The sequence below is a fragment of the Curtobacterium sp. MCPF17_031 genome (assembly GCF_003234035.1).
Lineage (GTDB): Bacteria > Actinomycetota > Actinomycetes > Actinomycetales > Microbacteriaceae > Curtobacterium.
Genome location: NZ_QKSG01000010.1, coordinates 84,694 through 104,030 on the forward strand (window position 1 = coordinate 84,694; position 19,337 = coordinate 104,030).

At 69.6% G+C, this 19,337-nt stretch carries 23 protein-coding genes; 12 read left to right on the plus strand and 11 right to left on the minus strand.

Annotated elements, in window-relative coordinates; all coding sequences use genetic code 11:
* The first annotated feature begins 74 nt into the window (after positions 1-74).
* Positions 75-716 (plus strand): GntR family transcriptional regulator, encoded by a 642-nt coding sequence (locus DEJ31_RS14105; RefSeq protein ID WP_111122168.1) that lies wholly within the window; start codon positions 75-77, stop codon positions 714-716.
* A 72-nt stretch (positions 717-788) separates the two neighbouring features.
* Here DEJ31_RS14105 and DEJ31_RS14110 read toward each other — a convergent pair whose 3' ends face one another.
* On the minus strand, positions 789-1,139 hold the full coding sequence (locus DEJ31_RS14110; protein WP_110904181.1) for a hypothetical protein: 351 nt from the start codon (positions 1,137-1,139) through the stop codon (positions 789-791).
* A 217-nt stretch (positions 1,140-1,356) separates the two neighbouring features.
* On the opposite strand from DEJ31_RS14110, the gene DEJ31_RS14115 reads away from it, so the two are divergent.
* Together DEJ31_RS14115 and DEJ31_RS14120 are read left to right on the plus strand one after the other, a co-directional pair.
* On the plus strand, positions 1,357-2,928 hold the full coding sequence (locus DEJ31_RS14115; RefSeq protein ID WP_111122169.1) for a phospholipase D-like domain-containing protein: 1,572 nt from the start codon (positions 1,357-1,359) through the stop codon (positions 2,926-2,928).
* Between the two features lie 238 nt (positions 2,929-3,166).
* The gene (locus tag DEJ31_RS14120; protein WP_110904179.1) at positions 3,167-3,715 is read left to right on the plus strand and encodes an alternate-type signal peptide domain-containing protein; all 549 of its coding nucleotides are present in this window, start codon (positions 3,167-3,169) and stop codon (positions 3,713-3,715) included.
* 9 nt (positions 3,716-3,724) lie between these two features.
* Here DEJ31_RS14120 and DEJ31_RS14125 read toward each other — a convergent pair whose 3' ends face one another.
* Positions 3,725-5,191: an SDR family oxidoreductase gene (locus tag DEJ31_RS14125; protein WP_111122170.1), complete on the minus strand. Its 1,467-nt coding sequence runs from the start codon at positions 5,189-5,191 to the stop codon at positions 3,725-3,727.
* A 37-nt stretch (positions 5,192-5,228) separates the two neighbouring features.
* Positions 5,229-5,789: an MOSC domain-containing protein gene (locus DEJ31_RS14130; protein ID WP_110904177.1), complete on the minus strand. Its 561-nt coding sequence runs from the start codon at positions 5,787-5,789 to the stop codon at positions 5,229-5,231.
* Between the two features lie 116 nt (positions 5,790-5,905).
* Between DEJ31_RS14130 and DEJ31_RS14135 the strand changes: the two genes are divergently transcribed.
* Positions 5,906-6,586, plus strand: a complete 681-nt coding sequence (locus DEJ31_RS14135; protein ID WP_375334539.1) for an NUDIX hydrolase — start codon at positions 5,906-5,908, stop codon at positions 6,584-6,586.
* A gap of 103 nt (positions 6,587-6,689) precedes the next feature.
* Here the strand turns inward: DEJ31_RS14135 and DEJ31_RS14140 are convergent, their stop codons facing one another.
* The 3 genes from DEJ31_RS14140 to DEJ31_RS14150 all read right to left on the minus strand — a co-directional run bounded on the left by DEJ31_RS14140 (position 6,690) and on the right by DEJ31_RS14150 (position 8,722).
* On the minus strand, positions 6,690-7,232 hold the full coding sequence (locus DEJ31_RS14140) for a hypothetical protein (protein ID WP_110904176.1): 543 nt from the start codon (positions 7,230-7,232) through the stop codon (positions 6,690-6,692).
* 139 nt (positions 7,233-7,371) lie between these two features.
* On the minus strand, positions 7,372-8,193 hold the full coding sequence (locus DEJ31_RS17305) for a hypothetical protein (RefSeq protein ID WP_111122171.1): 822 nt from the start codon (positions 8,191-8,193) through the stop codon (positions 7,372-7,374).
* A complete protein-coding gene (locus DEJ31_RS14150) occupies positions 8,183-8,722 on the minus strand; it encodes an RNA polymerase sigma factor (protein WP_110904174.1) in 540 nt (179 codons plus the stop codon). The genes DEJ31_RS17305 and DEJ31_RS14150 overlap by 11 nt, the downstream gene beginning before the upstream one ends.
* 366 nt (positions 8,723-9,088) lie before the next feature.
* On the opposite strand from DEJ31_RS14150, the gene DEJ31_RS14155 reads away from it, so the two are divergent.
* A complete protein-coding gene (locus DEJ31_RS14155) occupies positions 9,089-10,192 on the plus strand; it encodes an SDR family oxidoreductase (RefSeq protein ID WP_111122172.1) in 1,104 nt (367 codons plus the stop codon).
* Between the two features lie 601 nt (positions 10,193-10,793).
* On the opposite strand, the gene DEJ31_RS14165 is transcribed toward DEJ31_RS14155, so the two are convergent.
* From DEJ31_RS14165 to DEJ31_RS14175, 3 genes are all read right to left on the minus strand, one after another.
* A complete protein-coding gene (locus DEJ31_RS14165) occupies positions 10,794-11,198 on the minus strand; it encodes a hypothetical protein (protein WP_111122174.1) in 405 nt (134 codons plus the stop codon).
* A gap of 25 nt (positions 11,199-11,223) precedes the next feature.
* On the minus strand, positions 11,224-11,457 hold the full coding sequence (locus DEJ31_RS14170; protein ID WP_111043939.1) for a hypothetical protein: 234 nt from the start codon (positions 11,455-11,457) through the stop codon (positions 11,224-11,226).
* 191 nt (positions 11,458-11,648) lie between these two features.
* Positions 11,649-12,590 (minus strand): LysR family transcriptional regulator, encoded by a 942-nt coding sequence (locus DEJ31_RS14175; protein WP_110904171.1) that lies wholly within the window; start codon positions 12,588-12,590, stop codon positions 11,649-11,651.
* A 119-nt stretch (positions 12,591-12,709) separates the two neighbouring features.
* Here DEJ31_RS14175 and DEJ31_RS14180 point away from each other — a divergent pair, with 119 nt between their 5' ends.
* Together DEJ31_RS14180 and DEJ31_RS14185 are read left to right on the plus strand one after the other, a co-directional pair.
* A complete protein-coding gene (locus DEJ31_RS14180; protein ID WP_111122175.1) occupies positions 12,710-13,693 on the plus strand; it encodes a putative oxygenase MesX in 984 nt (327 codons plus the stop codon).
* A gap of 32 nt (positions 13,694-13,725) precedes the next feature.
* Positions 13,726-14,775, plus strand: coding sequence for a methionine synthase (locus tag DEJ31_RS14185; protein ID WP_110904169.1), 1,050 nt, complete (start codon positions 13,726-13,728; stop codon positions 14,773-14,775).
* Between the two features lie 138 nt (positions 14,776-14,913).
* Here the strand turns inward: DEJ31_RS14185 and DEJ31_RS14190 are convergent, their stop codons facing one another.
* Positions 14,914-15,957 (minus strand): CPBP family intramembrane glutamic endopeptidase, encoded by a 1,044-nt coding sequence (locus DEJ31_RS14190; protein ID WP_181433539.1) that lies wholly within the window; start codon positions 15,955-15,957, stop codon positions 14,914-14,916.
* Positions 15,914-16,249 (minus strand): SdpI family protein, encoded by a 336-nt coding sequence (locus tag DEJ31_RS14195; protein ID WP_111043934.1) that lies wholly within the window; start codon positions 16,247-16,249, stop codon positions 15,914-15,916. Before DEJ31_RS14195 ends, DEJ31_RS14190 begins: the two co-directional genes overlap by 44 nt.
* 217 nt (positions 16,250-16,466) lie before the next feature.
* Here DEJ31_RS14195 and DEJ31_RS16955 point away from each other — a divergent pair, with 217 nt between their 5' ends.
* From DEJ31_RS16955 to DEJ31_RS14220, 5 genes are all read left to right on the plus strand, one after another.
* Positions 16,467-16,820, plus strand: a complete 354-nt coding sequence (locus DEJ31_RS16955) for a hypothetical protein (RefSeq protein ID WP_146240614.1) — start codon at positions 16,467-16,469, stop codon at positions 16,818-16,820.
* A 200-nt stretch (positions 16,821-17,020) separates the two neighbouring features.
* Positions 17,021-17,503, plus strand: a complete 483-nt coding sequence (locus DEJ31_RS14205; RefSeq protein WP_111122177.1) for a hypothetical protein — start codon at positions 17,021-17,023, stop codon at positions 17,501-17,503.
* 167 nt (positions 17,504-17,670) lie between these two features.
* The gene (locus DEJ31_RS14210; protein ID WP_111043932.1) at positions 17,671-18,297 is read left to right on the plus strand and encodes a hypothetical protein; all 627 of its coding nucleotides are present in this window, start codon (positions 17,671-17,673) and stop codon (positions 18,295-18,297) included.
* A 44-nt stretch (positions 18,298-18,341) separates the two neighbouring features.
* The gene (locus DEJ31_RS14215) at positions 18,342-18,872 is read left to right on the plus strand and encodes a hypothetical protein (protein ID WP_111043931.1); all 531 of its coding nucleotides are present in this window, start codon (positions 18,342-18,344) and stop codon (positions 18,870-18,872) included.
* A 212-nt stretch (positions 18,873-19,084) separates the two neighbouring features.
* Positions 19,085-19,282 (plus strand): hypothetical protein, encoded by a 198-nt coding sequence (locus DEJ31_RS14220; RefSeq protein ID WP_111043930.1) that lies wholly within the window; start codon positions 19,085-19,087, stop codon positions 19,280-19,282.
* The last annotated feature ends 55 nt before the right edge of the window (positions 19,283-19,337 follow it).

A 19,337-nucleotide genomic window follows, 5' to 3' on the forward strand; every position in this document is an offset into this window, starting at 1 on the left:
TCTCAAGACCCTGCCGTGATCTGTAACACGGCGGTCACACGGGCCGCGCTGTCGGGCTCTGCGAGGATCGGCGCATGACCCGAACCGTCAGCGGCGCAGAGTCCACCGCGGCACGCCTGCGGTCCTCGATCGCGGACGGCGCCTTCATGCCGGGCACCCAGCTGTCCGAGGAGCGCTTGAGCGACCAGCTGGGCGTCTCGCGGAACACCCTGCGCGAGGCCTTCCGGCTGCTCGCCCGGGACCGACTCGTCGAGCACGTCTTCAACCGCGGTGTCTTCGTGCGGCGGCTCTCGGCGGCGGACGTCACCGACCTCTACGCCGCTCGTCGGGTGCTCGAAGAAGCCGGCCTCCGCGCCTGCACGCCAGTTTCACCCGCCCTCGCCGCTGCTGCAGCCGCCGTCGCGGAGGCCCGGACGGCCGCAGCAGCGCACGACTGGCGAGCGGTGGGCAGCGCGGACATCCGCTTCCACGCCGAACTCGTCCGAGCCGTCCCGAGCACGCGGCTGCACGGCCTGATGGACTCCCTGCTCGCCGAGATGCGACTCGCGTTCCTCACGACGGACGACCCGGGGGCGTTCCACGGCGGGTTCGTCGAGCGCAACGACGCCATCGTCGCAGCGCTCCGCTCCGGGGACCGGGACGGCGCCTCGGCACTGCTCGCCGACTACCTCGACGACGCGGAGCGGGTCCTGCGGGCGGCGGCCACCGCGTCCTGACGGACGACGGCAGGGAGGCGCGGCGAGGGCCCGCCCCGTCCCTCCCGCACTCCTGCGTCGAGCAGCGCAGGCTCACTCCGCCGTCGGCGGCTCCGTCTGGTCGTCGCCCTCGGTGAGGTCCGCCCGGGTGTCCGCGTGGATGACGGTGTCGTGCCCGAACGTCCGGGCGGCGGCGCGGAGCCGGGCGACGAACTCGTCGTTCTCGAGCTCGAGTTCGTCCTCTTCGGCGTCCTCCACCACGACTTCGCTCGTCGGGCCGATGAGGATCTTCGTGGTCGTCATCGTGCCGTCGTCGGCGACTGCGGGCACTGCCACGGTGTCGGCCCGGTCCCCGCCGGAGAGCGCTGCCGCGTACTCGATGACGGCGTCCGCGACGTCGTCGCTCGTGAGGATCGCGGTGTTGTCGTATCGGATGGTCTTCATCGGTGCTGTTCCCCTTCCACCCTTCATCCTGGCCCTCGCCTCCGACGAAGGGCTCAGTTGCTCCGAGAACCGCGAATCGTTCCGGTGCCGGCCGTCGCACCGCCGGACGGGAGGCACGTGTGGACCCGTCCCCCGCCTCCCGTCCACCTGCTGAGGACCCCCACAGGCCCGGAGGGGCGGTCCTGCCCGAGGCCGGGCGCGGCCCTATCCTTCGACCGTGCCCACTGATGCGCGTCACTGGTTCCTCACCCGCGACGAACGCGGCAACACCGCGACCGAGGTGCACGCCGGCACCGATGACGGCCCCGCGTGGTCCGACGGCAACCTCGTCCGCCCCCTGGTGCACGGGGCACCGTACTTCGCGCGGATCGAGGCGGAGCTGTCGGCGCTGCAGCCCGGCGACCGTGTCTGGTTCACCGACTGGCGCGGCGACGCCGACGAGCGCCTGCTGCCGGACGGCCCGACCATCGGCGACCTGCTCGCCGACCGCGCCCGCGCCGGCGTGGAGGTCCGCGGGCTCATCTGGCGCTCCCACGGCGAGCGGATCTCGGCGTCGCTCAGCGCGAAGGCGAACGAGCTGCTCGGGCGGAAGATCAACGACGCGGGCGGTGAGGTCCTCCTCGACCAGCGCGTCCGGTTCTTCGGCTCGCACCACCAGAAGTCCTTCGTCATCCAGCACCGCGACGACCCGTCGCGCGACGTCGCCTACGTCGGCGGCATCGACCTGTGCCACAGCCGCCGGGACGACGCCGGGCACGAGGGCGACCCGCAGGCGATCTCGATGGACTCCCGGTACGGCGACCGCCCCGCGTGGCACGACGCGTCGATGGAGCTCCGCGGCCCGGTCGTCGCCGACGTGCTCGCCGTGTTCGCTGAGCGCTGGGACGACCCGCACCCGCTGGACCGCAGCCTGCCGTACCGGATGCTGCTGCAGCGCCTGGTCCGGATGCCGCGCCGCCCGGAGCCGCTGCCGGAGCGGACTCCACCGCCACCGACCGCCGGGCAGCACGCCGTGCAGCTCCTCCGGACCTACGGGGTGAAGCGGCCGCCGTTCCCCTTCGCGCCGGAGGGCGAACGGAGCATCGCCCGTGCGTACGGCAAGGCGTTCCGCACCGCGAGGTCCCTGATCTGCATCGAGGACCAGTACCTGTGGTCCCGCGAGGTGGCGACCGGCATCGCCGAGGCCCTCGAACGGAACCCGGATCTCCGGGTCATCATCCTGGTGCCCCGGTACCCGAACTCGGACGGGGTGTTCAGCGGCCCGCCGAGCCGTCTCGGGCAGATCGACGCGATGACGACCCTCCGGCGGACGGCCCCGGACCGCGTCGGGGTGTTCGACCTGGAGCACGAGTCCGGCCGGCCGATCTACATCCACGCGAAGGTGTGCATCGTCGACGACCAGTGGTTCACCATCGGGTCGGACAACTTCAACCGTCGCTCCTGGACGTCGGACAGCGAGCTGACCTGCGCGGTCGTCGACACTGCCGACGGCTCACTCGCCCGCGACCTGCGACACGAGCTGTGGGCCGAGCACTTCGCGACGACGCCGGACGACGCGCGGCTCGACGGCACGGGTGCCGAGCTCCTCGCCCTCTGGCGCTCGCATGCCCGGGCGCTCGACCACTGGCACGAGGACGGCCAGCCCGGCGCCCGTCCGCCGGGGCGGGTCCGCCAGCACGAGCCGGAACCGGTGTCGGCACTGCAGCGGCTGTGGGCGGCGGCGGCGGCGAAGCTCGTGGTCGACCCCGACGGGCGGCCGCGCGCGTCGCGGGGCACGACACGGTTCTGACGGACGACGCGGCAGACGGACAGGGCGACCGTCAGACCGACGCCTCGGTTCCCCGCACCTTGCCGACGACGACGTCGACGATGCCGGCGAGCAGCAGCCCGGCCGCGTGTCGGAACCGACAGACTCAGCCGCTGTCCCGCGTTCTGGGGGGCGGTGAAGTGGATGGTGCCCGTGTCCGCACTTCGGGGGACCAGTAGATTCAGGGCATCCCGCGGCTCCCCGGACCGAACGGAACCCCGTGCGCTCGATCGTCACCGGCACCATCGCCGCCGCCACCGGCATCACGCTGCTGCTCGGCGGCGCCGGCAGCTTCGCCCTCTGGAACGCCGACGCGAGCACCCGCTCGTCGACCGTGCACGCAGGGGACCTCGCCCTGACGGCGAACCCGGACGGCGTCTGGACGGACATCACGAACGGTCACTCGGACCCGGTCGACATCTCCGCGGTCCGGATGGTTCCGGGGAACGCGTACCAGTTCCACCAGACGTTCGACGTCACGGCCACCGGTGACGACCTGTCGGCGGACCTGAGCTGGACGCCGCTGGACATCACCGGGGACGCCGAACTCCGGCAGGCCGTCACCAGTTCACTCGCCGTCACCTCCGACAGCGCGGCGCTCACCCCGGCCGGGCGGACCTCGTGGCTCGTGCGGCCCTCGGCGGGCGTCTCGGTCCTCGACGTCACCGCCACGATCGGGTTGTCGTCGGACGTCACCACGGGCGAGGACCAGACGATCGACCTCAGCGGCCTGACGTTCACCCTGACGCAGAAGCCCATCGAGGACTGACCGCGACGGTCACCACGAGCTCGGTACGTAGTCCTTCAGGAAGACACCGAACAGGTCCTCGCCCGCCTCGCCGCGCACGATCGGGTCGTACACGCGGGCGGCTCCGTCGACCAGGTCGAGCGGGGCGTGGAAGCCCTCCTCCGCGAGCCGGACCTTCGTCGGGTGCGGGCGTTCGTCGGTGATCCAACCGGTGTCGACGCTCGTCATCAGGATGCCGTCGGTCTCGAACACCTCCTGCGCGCTCGTCCGCGTGAGCATGTTGACGGCGGCCTTCGCCATGTTCGTGTGCGGATGCCCCGGCCCCTTGTAGGCACGACCGAACACCCCCTCCATGGCACTCACGTTGACGATGTACGTGCGCCGCGCAGCGCTCGCCGCCATCGCGGGACGCAGCTTCGAGATGAGGATGAACGGCGCCGTCGTGTTGGCGAGCTGGACCTCGAGCATCTCGAGCGGGTCGACCTCGTCGACGCGCTGCGTCCAGGAGTTCTCGTCGTGCAGGTCCGGCACGAGCCCACCGGCGTCGATCGCGGTGCCCGCAGCGTGTCGCTCGAGCGAACTCGAGCCCGGCGCCATCGCCTGCTCAGTGAGCTCGTCCGCACGGGCTGCGGCGGCGGCGAGGATCGGGTGCGCCGTGACCGAGCGTGCGAGGGCCTGGGGGTGCCGGTCGTTCGTGTGCCCGAAGGTGACCAGCTCCGGCAGTGGGCCGTCCGGGAGCGGTGCGAGTTCGGCGTCGACGAGGGGCTGGTACGCCCCGGTCGACCGGCGCACCGTCTGCGTGGCGTTGTTGATCAGGATGTCGAGCGGGCCGGCCGCGGCGACGTCCTCGGCGAGCCCGATGACCTGAGCGGGATCACGCAGGTCGATGCCGACGACCTTCAGGCGCGACATCCACTCGGCGGAGTCGGGCAGGCTCGCGAACCGGCGCACCGCGTCGCGGGGGAACCGCGTGGTGATGGTGGTGTGCGCCCCGTCGCGCAGCAGCCGGAGCGCGATGTACATGCCGATCTTCGCGCGTCCGCCGGTGAGCAGCGCCCGCTTGCCGGTCAGGTCGGTCCGGGCATCGCGCTTGGCGTGGCTCATCGCAGCGCAGCGGGGGCACAGCTGGTGGTAGAACGCGTCGACCAGCGTGTAGTGCTGCTTGCAGATGTAGCAGGGGCGGGACTTCAGCAGGGTGCCGGCGGTGGACGACCCGGACGAGGTGCTGATCGGGATGCCGCGGGTCTCGTCGTCGATGCGGTCGGACGCCCCGGTCGCGGTGGCGGCGATGACGCGACGATCCGCGTCGGCGACAACAGCCCGCTTCTCGAGACGGTGGGCGCGCTTCACGGCCTTGAACATCTTCGCCGTCGCCTGACGCACGCGGACGAAGTCAGCGTGCGTCTCGTCGATGTCGGTCAGCTGCTCGAGGACCCGGAGCGTGACGCTCAGGTCTGCCGGGTCGATGCCGCTGGGTTCGAGACGCTCGGAGATCACACGGGATTCTACGGCGGACCGGGCACCGCTCCCGTCGTCACACCGGACTGAGCGGCTGGAGGTCGCCCTCGGGCAGCTCGACCCGCACCCCGTCGCCCGGCCGGACGACTCCCCCGGTCACGACGACGCCCATCACTCCGCCCTTGCGCGAGACGGACCCGTCCTCGGTGCGGCCGAGCACCTGGCGGAGCAGCCCCGGCTCGAAGCCGTTGATCTGCTGGCACGGGTTCCGGAGGCCCGTGACCCGCACGCACGCGTCGTCGCCCAGGTGGAGCAGCGCTCCGGTGGGCAGCCCGAGCAGGTCGACCCCGCGGGTGGTGACGTTCTCGCCGAGTTGGCCGGGCTCGACGACGTACCCCGACGCGTCGAGCTCGTCGAACAGCTCGGCGTGGATCAGGTGCACCTGGCGCAGGTTCGGTTGCGAGGGGTCTCGAGCGACGCGGGACCGGTGCTGCACCGTCGTCCCGGCGTGTGCATCGCCCTCGATGCCCCACCCCTCGACGAGCGTCACCTCGTCGACGACGGGCTTGCTGAACCGGTGGTCGTGGTCCCGGCTGACGGCCACGACCTCTGATCGGCCTGTTCCCTCGTTCCCCATGCCCCGAGTCTCGCGCACCGCGCCCGCCGTGGGCAACGGGCACCCCTCCCGACTCATGCCTAGGCTGACGGAGTGGTCCTGCCCAGTACGTCGTCCGCCCGCTTCCACCGGCTCGCATCGTGACCGCGCGGGCTCAGCTCGCGGCGGCCGTCACCCCCGGCGCCGCACCACTGGTCAGCAGCATGCCGGCAGCACCGGACCCACGGCAGGCTGCGGTGCTCATGCTGTTCGGCCCGCTCGACCGCGTCCCGAGCGAGCGACCGGCACGAGCGGCCGAGGTCTCACGGGACCTGGACGTCCTCCTCCTCTCCCGTGCCAGCACCCTGCGCTCCCACGCCGGCGAGGTGGCCTTCCCCGGCGGACGCGTCGACCCCGGTGACGCCGATGTGGTGGCTGCCGCACTCCGGGAGGCGCGTGAGGAGACCGGCCTGGACGTCACGGGCGTCGACGTGCTCGGGTCTGCTGCGCCCGTGCCGCTGGCGCACTCCCGGCACCTGGTCACGCCGGTGCTCGGCTGGTGGCGCACGCCGTCCCCGATCCGCGTCGTGGACGAGGCCGAATCCGCCGCTGTCTTCCGCACCCCGGTGGCCGACCTGCTCGACCCGGAGAACCGCGGCACCACCGTGTTCCGCCGGGCGGGTCGCACCTGGCGCGGGCCGGCGTTCACCGTCCTCGCCGACTCCGGGTCGTACGTCGTGTGGGGCTTCACCGCGACACTGCTGGACGGCCTGTTCGACCGGGTCGGGTGGACCGAGCCCTGGGACCACGAGCGGATCGTGGCGATCCCCGGGCAGTGAGCGGTCCTCCTGCTGGCGGTGCACCACGGCCGTCGACGTGACGGACGGGAGGCGCCGTGCCAGCCGGCACCGCGCCTCCCGTCCGGTGGTGGAGCCGGTCTGGTCAGCGACGCCACTTGTCGAGGATGCCGGCCTTCGAACGCTGCTGCTCGCCCTGCTGCGCGCCCATCACCAGCAGCACACCGGTCAGGACCGGCGTCGCCCACTGCAGGATCTTCTGCTGCCCCTGCGCCGCCTTGAGCGCGTCCGACGCGTTCGCGTTCGGCTCGGTCGTGCCTGCGGCGCCTTCCCGGGCGTGCTCCGCCATCTTCTTGCCGACCGCAGCCGACCAGAACGTCGTGACCAGGGCGGCCCCGGTCAGCACCAGCTTCAGACCCGTGTTCGTGCGGGCGCCCTGCTGGACGCCGAGACGGTCGCGGTTCGCGATGATCAGGCCGATCCCACCCACGCCGTGGACCGCGAGCGCCGCGAGCTGCACCGGCGCCCACTTCGCCCACCCGACGGACGACAGGGTGAGGCGCTCGACAGGGTCCTTCGCCCCGGCGGAGGCACCGTTGAGGCCGATCGCGCCCATGAGCTGACCTCCGAACCAGGCCGCGAGGCCGAGGTCGTGCATGCTGCGGATGACGGTGTTGTTCTCGGACATGAGGTGACTCCCTGGGTCGGTGACGTGGTGCGCGGGACGCTACGCGGACGGAGGATCGGGACGGCCCAGTAGCCGCGCGATCTGTGCACGGACGGGCGGGAAGCACCCCCCAATGGCTGCTTCCCGCCCGCCGTCGTGCTCAGAGGTCGCAGACGGATGTCGGCGGGTTCCGGTCGGCGCTCACCCACACCGAGTCCACATGGATCCCGTCGTTGCCGAGTTGGAACGAGACCAGGCCGTCCGGCAGCTGGACATCCCACCGAGACCACGCACCAGTCGGTGTCGACACGTGCTCCTGGAGCGACGGGTACGCCGTGCGGAGGGCATCGACACTCGACCCCACGCCGACACCAGCCGCGGTCGTCGGTCCGGAGGTCTCGGTCCGTGCCGGGTCCCCCTCGGCACCGATCAGGACTCCGCTGACGCCGTCGGCCTCGTCGGTGATCCGCAACGTCGGACTGCCGTCGCGTGCCCAGGTCCCCGGCGCAGTGCAGGTGCTCGGTGTCGCCGGCACCAACCCGTACGCACGCTCGAGGTCGTCGCTCTCCGCTTCTGTGTCGCCACCGAGGGCGACCGGTCCGACCTCGCTGCCCGAGATCGTCCACGTCGACGGATCGTCGAGCGCGAACGGACCCTTCGTCGGCGTGGGGGTCGGTGTCGGCACGGGGTCCGGCGTCTCCTGGACCGGTGCCGAGGCCGGGGTGCTGGGCATCGCCGGTTCGGAAGGGCTCGGGGCAGGAGCCGGTGCCGATGCGGTGAAGGGCTGCGGGATCATCCCGAGGGCCACACCGCCGCTCGTGGCACCGAGGCCGAGCAGGGCGATGACGCCGATGGCGATGCCGGCACGGCGGCCTCGTCGGCGCGGTGCGGGGCGACGGTCCTCGGCACGGTCGAGGACGGTCTGCTTCATCGAGACGAGCATCCGCTGCAGGTCGTCTCCGGTGGGGGGCTCAGTGTTCATCGTGCATCACCGCCTTCTTCAGTCGTGCGCGCGAGCGGGAGACCCGCTGGGTGACGGCCCCGACGCTGAGGCCGAGGATCTGCGCAGCCTCCGCGTACGAGTGCCCCTCGAGCAGGCAGAGTTCGCAGATGCGCTGGTCCGTCGGGGCCAGGGTCGCGATCTCGTCGCGGACCCAGCGCAGGCGTTCGCGGGCCTCGTCGGCGTCGGGCGGCGTCGGCAGGTCCTCGGGGAGCTCGTCAGCGGCCCCCTTCGCGAGGCGCCGGGACTGGTTGCGTGCGTGGTTCCGGCACACGACCAACAACCACGGCAGCAGTGCGCTCGTGGCGAGGTCGAGTTCGCCGCCCTTCTGCCAGAGCGTCAGGAACGTGTCCTGCACGAGCTCCTCGACGTCCTGCCTGCTGCCGGCCAGTGCCCACGCGTACCGGGTCAGTGTCGGCGCGAACCGGTCGAACGCGTCGGCCAACGCCGTCCGTTCCCCGCTCGCGAGCCGACGAGTCAGTGCTGCGTCGGCTTCGGTGTCCTCTTCCACGGATGCCCCCTCTCACTACAGAAGTGTCGGGCGCGGGGCGATCCTGACGAGGACTCCACGAATCGGTGTGTCGAGGTCGCCGGCTCCCCCGGCGCCGGCGGTGGCTTCGGGCAGGACGGCGTCCTCAGCGGAGCAGTCATGCGCTCGGTCACCTCGCTGTCGGATGAGGCGGTGCGTCTCGACACCGGGCGGTCGGTGTGACGGACGGGAGGCACGGTGCCAGCTGGCACCGTGCCTCCCGCCCGTCGCTTGTCGCTCGTCGCTCGTCGCGGACCGTTCCTGGACTGCGGCCGGGGTCCGCCGGGCAGGATCGGCACCGGCGCGGCAGCAGCTGCGCAACGTTCACCACCCGACAGGAGCCGCATCATGACCGACGGAACGCCCGCCTCAGGGACACCAACCGACAGCAGCGACGTGGTCCTCGTCGTCGGAGCCGGTGGTGTCGTCGGGCGCAGCGTCGTCGAGCACTTCGCCCGCCGTGGTGTCCGCACCCGCGGGGCCAGTCGTCGCGCTCCGCAGGGGCCCGTGTCCGGGTGGGACCACCTGCCGGTCGACCTGTCCGACACCGAGGCGGCGGTCGACGGACTGCGCCCGGCTGCCGACACGACGCGTCTCGCGTTCGCCGCGTACGTGGAGCACGCGGACCTCGCCGAGCAGATCGCCCCGAACGTCGCCCTCCTCGAGAACACGCTCGACGCCCTCGACCGTCTCGGCGCTCCGCTCCGGCACGTCACCCTCTACCAGGGGATGAAGTACTACGGGGCACACCTCGGGCGCTTCAGGACGCCGGCGAAGGAGGACGACCCGCGCCTGATGGTGCCGAACTTCTACTACGACCAGGAGGACCTGCTCCGCGAGCGCGCCGCCTCCCGAGGCTTCGCGATGACCGTGCTCCGGCCCGAGGCCGTGATCGGGTACGCGCAGGGCACGCCCATGAACCTGCTCATGGCGATCGGGACGTACGTGAGCATGACGAAGGAGCTCGGGCTGCCGCTGCGGTTCCCCGGCGCCCGCACCACGTACGACGGGATCTTCTACCAGATGACGGACGCGGAGCTCCTCGCCCGTGCCACCGACTGGGCCGGCACGACGCCGGCTGCAGCCGGGCAGGCGTTCAACCTCACGAACGGCGACGTGGTGCGGTGGAGCCACCTGTTCGAACGCCTCGCCGACCACCACGGCCTGGACCTCGCCGAACCCCAGTCGATGGAACTCGCGCAGGTGATGCCCTCCCGGGAGGACCTGTGGCAGCGGATGGTCGAACGGCACGGGCTGGTCGCCACCCCGTACGCGGACCTCGTCGACTGGCGGTTCGCGGACATGATCCTGAACTCGACGTGGGACAACGTCTCGTCCCTGATCAAGATCCGGCAGGCGGGGTTCGCGGAGTGCCACGACTCGGCGGACCGGCTCGTGGAACTCCTCGACGACCTCGGTCGGCGGCGGATCCTGCCCGTTCCCGCGAGGTAGTGCCCCGCCTACCCGATCAGCGTCGGCCACCGTCGCCTCCCGGAAACGGCAGCCTTCCGGGCGCCGCGGATCGGCCACGCGACCGTGGTGGTCCTCGGCAACGTGTGGGACGAACCCGCAGCGGCGGTGACCCCCATGCCGACGGACCAGGTCGTCTTCGGCTTCCCCGGCGCCGGCGGCGGCTACGGGCAGGACGGCGTCCTCCGCGGAGCAGTCATGCGCTCGGTCACCCTCGCCGCGTCGACGTCGCCGTCCGATCGCCGCGGACTGGAGGCCCGTGCCGCGTTCCGCCAGGCCGGTTTCGCCGTCCGCGACGAACGGGACATGCCCGGAATCCCGGCTGCGTCGCGGAGCATAGCCGTGATCGTCGAGGCGCTCGGAGCCGTGGCAGCGGGGAGCGGGGAGCGGGGAGCGGATCCACTGCCGACCTGCCCGGGGACGCTTCTCCGCTCAGGGCCTCTGTCGCCGTATGGGCGGAACGGTCCGGGCTCGCCGACGTCGATGTCGAGGTGCTCGCGCTCGCGCTGCTGACGTGGACACGGTTGCACGGCATCATCAGCCTGGAGAGATCGGCGGGCACCTTCTGCTCCTGCGCCCGTCGCTACTCCAAGCTGTCGCGGCTGATCTGGTCGAAGTCACCGGCTACGCAGGCCGATTCGCCCTGGATGCTGTAACCACGTGGATCGGCCAAGAAATCGATGGATGCCAGCGGCCCGCCGGCACCTCGAACTCCGAGGACCGGTTCGGCGCCGCCGCTCTGGTAACGCTCAGTGGCGACGCCCTCCTGCTTCAAGAACCGCTCGACCGCTTCGACGTCGGCAGCGGGATCAGGCCCCGCGTCGCGCGCGGTGACGACGAGGTAGGCGACACCGCCGCGACCGAGGCTGCGGGTGCACCTACCGAGTCCTGGTCCGCTGTCGATCGCCCAACCGTCGCCGACCGTCTCGGCGGAGTGGTTGACGAATTTCGAGGAGTCAGAGTCCGCCTTCTGACCCTCGGAAGTCACTTCGCCGGTGTTCGGCTGGCCCGCGTCACCGCCACGACGCGTGGTCCGGCAGGAACCCGGTGACGGCCAGGACGACGAAAAGCGTCCCGAGGACCACCAGGAAGATCCCGATGAACCGGACGAAGCCTGGTGTCAGCGGCCGTCCGTTTGCGAGCCGGCCACCACGCAGCTTCTGCGCCCACTGGTTGAAGATCGCGATGGTGAGACCCCACAGCACGGCGACAGCCCCGCCGATCCCGAAGATGAGTTGTGGGTTCATCAGCCTCTCCATGATGCAAGTTGGTCGCAGGCGTCCCGGACGGACACCGCCCCCGATCATGCCGCAGGCGCGCGGCCGCGGCGTTACGACGCGACGGACTGGAGGCGTGACCCGCGTGACGGACGCGGGTCGCGCCTCCAGGCTGGTCACCGCACGAGCGGTCACCGCACCTGTCGCCGTCTGCCGGCCGTCTACCCGAGCGGCTCGACGCCGTAGCCGATGACCACCGCTCGCAGCTCGTCCAGGTACGTCTGCGCCTGCACGGTCAGGGGCACCGAGGCGTGGGCGATCCACCCGATCTCGATGCGTTCGTCGACGTCGAGCGGGATGGCGACGATCTCCGGGTCGAGGTCGTCACTGATGAGGCCGGTCGAGATCGTGTACCCGCCCAGGCCGATCATGAGGTTGAAGATCGTCGCCCGGTCCGAGACGCGGATCTCCCGCTTGCTCGACATCGTCGACAGGATCTCCTCCGCCAGGTAGAAGGAGTTGTTCGCGCCCTGGTCGAACGTCAGCCGTGGCAGGTCGGCGAGGTCGGCGAGGGTCGCGCGCTCCCGTGACGCGAGCGGATTCCGCCGGGCGACGAAGATGTGTGGTTGGGCGACGAAGAGCGGGGTGAACACGACGCCGGCGTCACGCATCAGCTTGCCGAGGACCTGGCGGTTGAAGTCGTTGCGGTAGAGGATGCCCACCTCGCTGCGCAGCGTGCGGACGTCCTCGATGATGTCCCACGTGCGCGTCTCACGGAGCGAGAACTCGTACTCGTCCGCCGCCGCCGCCTCGACCATCCGGACGAAGGCCTCCACGGCGAACGAGTAGTGCTGCGCCGACACCCCGAGCAGCCGACGCGACGGTTGCCCGCCGACGTAGCGCTGTTCGAGGAGGGAGACCTGCTCGACGACCTGTCGGGCGTACCCGAGGAACTCGACCCCGTCGACGGTGAGCACGACCCCCCGGGCCGAGCGGGTGAAGAGCGGGCGTCCGATCCGCGTCTCGAGGTCCTTCATCGCCGCGGACAGCGTCGGCTGCGCGACGTAGAGCAAGTCGGCTGCCGCGCTGATCGAGCCCTCCGTCGCGACCTCGATGAAGTACCGGAGCTGCTGCAGGGTGATGTCGTTCGAGACCCGGGCCATAGGCGCAGGCTATACCGGCGCATAGCGCCTCGGTATTACCTGATGACCCGCGCCTGCAGTCATGATCGTGGGACACCTTCCCCCGAGCCCCCGGGCACTCGACGTACGGACTGCCGACCATGGCGAACGACCTCACCTTCAGCATCACCAGGACCCGGTTCGACGAGGACTACTCCCCCTCGGACAGCTCCCGGCTGACCACGAACTTCGCCAACCTGGCGCGCGGCGAGCACCGCCAGCAGAACCTCCGCACCGCCCTCGACATGATCGACCGGCGCTGCAACGACCTCTTGTCGTCGAACAATCCGAACGGCGACCGGTACCGCGTCGAGCTCGACATCGTCTCGGTCACGGCGCACTTCGTCGACCAGGGTTCATCCGGCGAGTTCCCGTTGCTCGAGATGCTCGACGTCGCGATCGTCGACCAGCACACCGGTGAGCGCCACCAGGGGATCCTGGGCAACAACTTCTCCTCGTACCTCCGCGACTACGACTTCGCCGTGCTGCTGCCGTCGCTCGACAAGAGCGCTGGCATCCCTTCGGACTTCGGCGAGCTGCACGGGCAGCTCTTCCAGCGCTTCCTGGAGTCCGCTGCGTTCCAGGACCAGTTCACCGCCGAGCCCGTGGTCTGCATCAGCGTCTCCACGAGCCAGACCTACCGGCAGACGGAGTACGTCCACCCGGTCCTCGGCGCCGAGTACGAGCACGAGCACTCCTCGCTCACGGACGACTACTTCGGTCGGATGGGCATGCAGGTTCGGTACTTCATGCCCGCTGGCGGGAAGGCGCCGCTCGCGTTCTACACGCGCGGCGACCTGGTCAACGACTACTCGGACCTGCAGCTCATCGGCACGATCAGCACCATGGAGACGTTCCAGAAGATCTACCGACCGGAGATCTACAACGCGAACACGGCCGCGCCGAGCACCTACCGCCCGAGCCTCGCGCACACGGACTACTCGGTGCCCTCCGTCTCGTACGACCGCGAGGAACGGAGCCGCCTCGCGATCACCCAGGGCCGGTACACCGAGGAGCACCTCGTCACGCCGCACCGAGCACTCCTCGAGCGGTGGGCCACCCGCGCCGCCGTCCCTTCCCTCTGATCAACACCCCACCCGACAGGAACCACCTGCACATGAGCACCCTCCTGCCCACCGCGATCGTCGGCAGCCTGCCGAAACCCTCCTGGCTCGCCGAGCCCGAACGACTCTGGTCCCCCTGGCTGCTCGAGGGGGCAGCGCTGACCGAGGGTAAGCAGGACGCACTCCGAGCCGCTGTCCACGAGCAGGAGCGCCACGGCATCGACATCGTGAGCGACGGCGAGCAGACCCGCCAGCACTTCGTCACGACGTTCATCGAGCACCTGGACGGCGTCGACCTCGAGCGCAAGGAGACGGTCCGGATCCGTGACCGGTACGACGCGGCCGTCCCCACCGTCGTCGGTGCCGTGAGCCGTCGGGCGCCCGTATTCGTGGACGACGCCGCATTCCTCCGTGCCCAGACCGACCGCCCGATCAAGTGGGCGCTCCCCGGCCCGATGACCATGATCGACACCCTCTCCGACCAGCACTACAAGAGCCGCGAGAAGCTGGCATGGGAGTTCGCCACGATCCTCAACCAGGAGGCGCGCGAGCTCCAGGACGCCGGCGTCGACATCATCCAGTTCGACGAGCCCGCCTTCACCGTCTTCCACGACGAGGTGCAGGACTGGGGCGTCGCTGCGCTCGAGCGGGCGGCCGAGGGCTTGCGCGCCGAGACCGCCGTGCACATCTGTTATGGCTACGGCATCGAGGCGAACAACAAGTGGAAGGAGACGCTCGGAGCGGAGTGGCGCCAGTACGAGCAGTCGTTCCCGCTCCTGCAGCAGTCGTCGATCGACATCATCTCGCTCGAGTGCATCCACTCCAAGGTCCCGCTCGAGCTCGTCGAGCTGATCCGTGGGAAGAAGATCATGCTCGGGGCGATCGACGTCGCGACCGAAACCGTCGAGACCCCGGAGGAGGTCGCGGAGGTGCTCCGCCGAGCGCTCGAGTTCGTCGACGCGGACAAGCTCATCCCGAGCTCCAACTGCGGCATGGCGCCGCTGGCGCGGGGTGCCGCGCTCTCGAAGCTCGGCGCGCTGTCCGCGGGAGCCGCCATCGTGAAGGCTGAGCTCGTCGGCACGGCGGTCCCGTCGGCACGCTAACCACTGCGAGACACCACGGCGGCTCTCTTCCGGAAGGAGGAGAGCCGCCCTGTTCGTTTTGGTGGCGAGGTGCTCGGCTCTCGCTCCGGTCTGGAGGCGCGACTGCGGTCGGACCGGCAGGTCGCGTTGGTACTGGCGTCAGCCTTCGCCTTGCCCGCGGTCCCGGTCGCTGTCGCTGTCCCGGTCCCGGTCCCGGTCCCGGTCCCGGTCGCTGTCGCTGTCGCTGTCAGAGAGAACACTCGATCGACGCGAGCAGACGACGATCGTTGCGAACACCGCTGCGAAGATCCAGGTTCCGACGCCGAGCGGGCCCGCGAGGGCGAGGTCAGGCGGGTACTTCGCAGACGAGAACAGCAGCACCAGACCGCCCGCTGCGTTGAACGCGCCGTGCCCGAGTACGGCGGGCCAGATGGAACCACTCCAGATCCGGAGCCAGCCGAGGAACGTTCCGACGGCGGTGGCTCCGACGATCATCAGGAAGACCCCCACCAGGTCTGGACGATCGAAGTTGTAGCCCAGCAAGATGATCGGGCTATGCCAGACGCCCCACACGATGCCGGTGATCAGCACAGTGGCCCAGTCACCAAGAGGTCGTAAGGCAGGGAGCAGAAAGCCGCGCCACCCGACTTCCTCACCGAACGCAAGCACCCCGTTCGGTATCGCGGCGATCGGGATCGACACGACCTGCATGAGAACGAGTACTCCGATCGGCAGAAGGTCCCTCGCTTCCTCGGGAAGTATCGCGGCAAATCCGCTGAACGTCACGAGGTCGAGGCTGACGAAATGCAGGAGCGCGGCGACTGCGATGCCGGCGATGACGACGAGTGGAAGCACGACGATGCCACCCAGTGAGAAGCGCAGGAGCTTTCCGACCGGTCGGAGCGGGACGATTCCGAGCTGCCGGACAGCCTGCCGCACCGGAACGCGTTGCTGCAGCAGCACAACGATCGCTGCTGCAGCGCAGGGTGTGAACATCATGATCGGCAGGACCCACAGCGCGTGCGCCGACGCCAAGCCCACCGGATCGATCCACAGCGGCAGGCTGGCGAGCCATCCAAAGCCCCAGGCCAGGACCGTGAAGATCAGGATCGGCTTCCAGCGGACCTCCGCTACCACTGGCTCAGGGACGACAGGGCCATCAACGCGAAGCATCAGGTGCCTCCCGGACTGCTCGTTGCGCAACGGCGACGCTCCACAACCCCCCGGCAAGCAGCACAGCTGCGCAGAGGATCACCGCGGACACGTCGTTCGGCCGCCCCGTGGCCGCTGCGGTCATCCCGAGAACGATCACGCCACCGGCAGCAACGCTGGTCGGGAGCACGGCAGCCTGGTGCCCTCGGCGCCAGGCTGCCGCATCTTGCATCGTCGCTCGCGTACGAACACCGACGAATGAGTTCCGGCCGATGACGCCCCGTGCGGGCAACACGACGAAGACCACGGTCACCACCGCCGCAACCATTTCGACGAAGATCACCTTCTACCCCTTTTCCTGAACGACCGAGCGCGCGCCTGGCCGTTGAGCGGTGATGCTGAACGCCGCAGCGTTCTGCGACGTGCGACAGGTGAGGACCGCTCCGCCCTGGCGATCCCCAAGGACCTCGAGTCCCGGACGAGCGTAATTTCCAGGATCGCCCTGCATCACGCACTGATCTTCCACCGGACATATCTTGCATGTCAAGGGCGGCCAGAGCATGCTGCTCTCCATGAAGAGGTGGATCCGCATCCCCGCCGTCGTCGTCGGCGCTGCAGCCACGGCGTACGGGTGCTTGTACCTGAGCCCGCTCCTGACTGGCTGGATGGGGGCAGCCACACTCTGGATGGCGACGACACGCTGGAGCTCCGGCGAGCCGATCGACCTTCCGGCCGGCACGGAGGTCGATCCCACAGATGTCCGGAAGTACCGCGAGGACCATCCCGGACTCTCGATCGAGCGAGCAGTCGCTGCCGTCGCCGGAGCGTTAGCGGCTCGGCCGAGCGGACACGATGAGACGCGTCGTTCAACACCGAACGCCCCGCCGACCGAAGCCAGCAGGGCGTCACAGTAACCCCGGGCACGCCGGCGCCTCACTGCTGCTCTGTGGCATCGACACGAGGCCCGATGAGGAAAACGCAACATGGGGGGCGGCCACATCATGAGTCCGCGGATGCCGGGTAGTGCTCGTACTCGCAAGGTTGTGCCGCACGGTGATATGTAGCACTCTGGTTGCACCCGCCGTGTCTTCGGCGGCAACGAGGGGAAGAAAACATGAAGAAGTCCATCTCGCTCCTCGCAGCGGTGGTGACCACCGCAACCGCGGCACTCCTGATCGCGGAGCCTGCGCAGGCCCAGAGCGCAACGCAGGTCGAGGTCCCGTCGAACGTCGTGATCGATGAGAGCTTCGATCCCACTGGGGAGGTCGTCGTCGCCGGTGACGGACGCTCCGCTCGGTCGGGAGATTGTAAGGACAGAGCATTCGCGGTCGTCGCGACGATGACGCAGTCCTTGAACGGCTGCAGCGTCATCGGCTCGAAGGCATCAGCCCAGGTGCAGTACAAGTGGTACAAGCATCAGGGCAACTCGAGCCCCTGCATCTGGGGGAAGTCGTTCAACGCGAAGCACGCTCCGACCTGGACGGCCTTGGACTGCGGCACTGGTCGCTCGAAGTCCGTCCCGTGGGGGAACGTGGCTGCCACCAAGAAGATGAAGGGCCTCACCGGCATCGGTTGGGCCGGAGTGCAGTGGCAGTGATGCCAGAGCGATCGCGGCGACGCAGCATCGAGGCCATCGCCTCGATCTGCGTCGCCGCAGCTGTCCTGTCCGGGTGCTCGTCGGGCTCCGACGATCAACACCCGCATGCCCAGCCCCTGGTGCACGCTCCTCCACGCTCGGCAGTAGCGACTCTCGACGCAGCGGCGATGGAGACCCTGGCGGCCGATATCCGCGCGACGGTACCTTGCACGCGGGCAGATACCCTGCTGGACGATCTCGCGTTCTGGGACAGCATGCGTGGCTTCGACTGCTTCGACCACGACGAGCCGACGTTCATCCGCGTCTACGCGCACGCGGCGTCGGTGCCACAGACCCTCGCGGAATGGGACGGCACGTTCGGAACCGGGCGTGCAGTCGCTCGGGGTGTGAACTGGTACGTCGTCGGTACTCCCGCAACCGTCTCGGCCGTGCGGCCTCCGGATGGAGCACCGCGAACAGCGAACGATCTCGGGTCACCCGTTCCACTGACGCCCGAGCAGGACTACCTGACGACCTGCGTGCTGTACGTCTCGAGCGAGAGCCAGCGGTATGTGCAGCATCCGAAGCAGCGAAGCGTATCCGCCGATCAGTACGGCGCACTCTTCCCCGGCGTCTCGGCCGCCACGCACGCGGCAGTCGACGATCTCGGGCGGGCCCGCGTGTTGGAGATCATGGACGAGGACCGATGGATCGCGGCGTTGTCGCCGATCGGGCCGCGTCTCAAGGAGCAGTGCGCTGCTGCGTACCGGGCGGTCGGAGACTCCGTCCGCCCGCTCGACGGAGACGAAGGATGACCACGTCGCGAATCTCTCGCTCGGCCGGCAGAGGACCCACCTCGGTGTTGATCCTCGGTACCGCTGGCGCGGCCCTTCTCTCGATCGACAACCTGCTCGGTTTCGTCGGAACCCACGCAATCGACACAGCCTTCGTTCCGATGATCGCTGCGGTCTCCGTGTTGGCGGGTTCGGTGGCGGCTGTTGGCGGCGTGCTGGCTCGTGACATCACGCGTGTTTTCGTTGCCGTTGCCGTTGTCGGTTTCGTGGCCACGCGTTCCCCCGCCACCGGTATCCATCTCTGGTTCCCCATCGCGGTCGCGCTGCAGGCCCTTGTCCCACTGGCTTTCGCTGCGGCAGGAGCGCTCGTCCTGCACCGTCATCGAGAACTCGTGATCGTGCGAGTTGTCGCGGCGCTCCTCGTGGGTTTCGCCCTGGCCTGGACTGCGACCGCGTTCATCCCGGTTGCGCTCGCGGCGTTCCTCATCGTGCAGGCCGGCACGCTGCTCGTCGTGGTCATTCTGAGCTTGCGACCGGTCTTCCGCCTGAGTTGGAGTCTCGCGCGCGAGCTCTGGTCAAGCGCCGACGTCCGATGAGGGGTCGGGCAACACGGTCCACCAGCAAACCCTTGCGGCAAACGGTGGTACTGACATCGGTACGGCAATCTGCCCGACCCCTGGCGGCGGCGGAGCGGCATGCTCAGCCATCGTTGTCGTCCTCAGCGTCGCGCCATCCTCCATCGTCAAGGGCGGATCGAGCGTCGACTGCCGCTGGTTGGCACACATCTGATTCGACGCAGGGAAGGGCAATGCTCATGCGTGCATGGCTGCTCTACACACTGGTCGTCATCACAGCGCTCACAGCACTTCTCGCAATCGCTGACAGCTTCCCGAAGCCATCGTCCGTCCTCTTCTTCGTCGGCACTCCGGTCGTCGTGATCGGGGCCGGCCTGGGCGCCAAGTTCGTCAGGGAGGCACGTACGCGCCGACGCACTCAGCAGCACTGACGTGGCACCTCGCCGTCTCAAACCTAGGCACGCCTTCGTGTCGAATGGGCGAGGG

Coding starts and splice junctions, on each gene's coding strand:
- DEJ31_RS14110 (WP_110904181.1), bottom strand. CDS start 1,139: ATGAAGACCATCCGATACGACAACACCGCGATCCTCACGAGCGACGAC.
- DEJ31_RS17305 (WP_111122171.1), bottom strand. CDS start 8,193: ATGAACACTGAGCCCCCCACCGGAGACGACCTGCAGCGGATGCTCGTC.
- DEJ31_RS14180 (WP_111122175.1), top strand. CDS start 12,710: ATGGCGAACGACCTCACCTTCAGCATCACCAGGACCCGGTTCGACGAG.
- DEJ31_RS14205 (WP_111122177.1), top strand. CDS start 17,021: ATGAAGAAGTCCATCTCGCTCCTCGCAGCGGTGGTGACCACCGCAACC.
- DEJ31_RS14185 (WP_110904169.1), top strand. CDS start 13,726: ATGAGCACCCTCCTGCCCACCGCGATCGTCGGCAGCCTGCCGAAACCC.
- DEJ31_RS14220 (WP_111043930.1), top strand. CDS start 19,085: ATGCTCATGCGTGCATGGCTGCTCTACACACTGGTCGTCATCACAGCG.
- DEJ31_RS14175 (WP_110904171.1), bottom strand. CDS start 12,590: ATGGCCCGGGTCTCGAACGACATCACCCTGCAGCAGCTCCGGTACTTC.
- DEJ31_RS14170 (WP_111043939.1), bottom strand. CDS start 11,457: ATGAACCCACAACTCATCTTCGGGATCGGCGGGGCTGTCGCCGTGCTG.
- DEJ31_RS14210 (WP_111043932.1), top strand. CDS start 17,671: ATGGAGACCCTGGCGGCCGATATCCGCGCGACGGTACCTTGCACGCGG.
- DEJ31_RS16955 (WP_146240614.1), top strand. CDS start 16,467: ATGCTGCTCTCCATGAAGAGGTGGATCCGCATCCCCGCCGTCGTCGTC.
- DEJ31_RS14105 (WP_111122168.1), top strand. CDS start 75: ATGACCCGAACCGTCAGCGGCGCAGAGTCCACCGCGGCACGCCTGCGG.
- DEJ31_RS14140 (WP_110904176.1), bottom strand. CDS start 7,232: ATGTCCGAGAACAACACCGTCATCCGCAGCATGCACGACCTCGGCCTC.
- DEJ31_RS14155 (WP_111122172.1), top strand. CDS start 9,089: ATGACCGACGGAACGCCCGCCTCAGGGACACCAACCGACAGCAGCGAC.
- DEJ31_RS14130 (WP_110904177.1), bottom strand. CDS start 5,789: ATGGGGAACGAGGGAACAGGCCGATCAGAGGTCGTGGCCGTCAGCCGG.